1 protein-coding gene is annotated in these 1,156 nt (G+C 43.6%); it reads right to left on the bottom strand.

Going from position 1 to position 1,156, the window contains the following annotated elements:
- Positions 1-24 precede the first annotated feature (24 nt).
- Positions 25-1,053, bottom strand: a complete 1,029-nt coding sequence (locus ACOZIO_RS25015) for an IS110 family transposase (RefSeq protein ID WP_129955538.1) — start codon at positions 1,051-1,053, stop codon at positions 25-27.
- Positions 1,054-1,156 lie beyond the last annotated feature (103 nt).

Genomic DNA, 1,156 nt, shown 5'->3' with positions numbered 1-1,156 from the left:
GATTTGATTATGACTTTTCGTTCTTTAATTTACCGCTTTAAGACGTTCATTATAAAATGTCTCTGATTTCCACATACTTAACATCAATGTCGTCAGTTTTCGAGCCAGGGCAACAATAACCTTCTTGTAACCCATCCTGCGTCGGAGTCCATTTGCCCATATTGCCAGGCTTGTATCAGTACCATAACGCGTTAACAGGCAGGATGCTGCTTCGTAGATAAGCGTACGTGTCATTCTGTTTCCCTGCTTTGAGATTCCCCCATTTCTGTCAACTTCGCCGGATTGATACTTTTTGGGCGTTAATCCGAGGAAAGCTCCTGCATCGCTGACCCGTCTGAAGCGAGAGGGGTCGTCAATTGACGTTTTAAAACTTAATGCTGTCAGAACACCCACACCCGGAATAGATTGCAATATCTGGCAAACCGGATCTTTTCGGGCTAATTTTTCTAGCATGTAGTTAAATTTTCTTATTTGCCCGGAAAGATGTTCCCAAGTATCAAGCAACATAATAACTGCAGGTTTAACTGTTTCCAGCGAAGGTGATGACTCGAGTACGGCACGTTCAAAAACACTATTTTTCCCGGGTGGAAGAACAACCCCGAATGTTTTCAAAAGTCCGCGGATCTGATTCGTTACGGCAACACGAAGCTGGACCAATTTTTCCCGGCTGGTAAGAATGAGTCGTTGTTGATGGCATTGAAGACTTTTGACATGTACTGGCTTGTACCAGCCGGAAAGAACCAGTCTTGCTATACCAAAAGCATCATTTTGATCGGTTTTATTTAACTGCATAGATAAAGCCGCATGAACATGTCGTGCGTGGATACAGTCAACGTCCAGACCAAAATTCCTGAGAGAATGGTAAAGCCAGACGCAAAGCGGCCCTGTCTCCAGACCCACTTTCGACTTATCAAATCCTTCAGAAAAGAGATAATCAGCTATAACACCAGGATGCGTATCGACGTTAACCATCCGAATTTTATTACCGTTATGGTCTATAACGCAGATGCTTGTTTTCTTCTGGGAAACATCAAGTCCAACGAAAGTTTTCATGGCAATCACCTCAGATATCACAGACTGGGATCGTATTAAGATTACAGCATGTGGTTCCAGACGTGCCCCTGCCTGCGAAGTACCTGAAAAAGCTTCTTAAAAC

Source organism: Rahnella sp. PD4 (assembly GCF_049199325.1).
In the GTDB taxonomy this organism is placed as follows: Bacteria; Pseudomonadota; Gammaproteobacteria; order Enterobacterales; family Enterobacteriaceae; genus Rahnella; species Rahnella perminowiae.
This window is presented reverse-complemented; position numbering and strand designations above follow the sequence as displayed.

Excerpts from the sequence above, each read along its gene's own strand:
- ACOZIO_RS25015 (WP_129955538.1), bottom strand. The coding sequence starts at position 1,053 with ATGAAAACTTTCGTTGGACTTGATGTTTCCCAGAAGAAAACAAGCATC.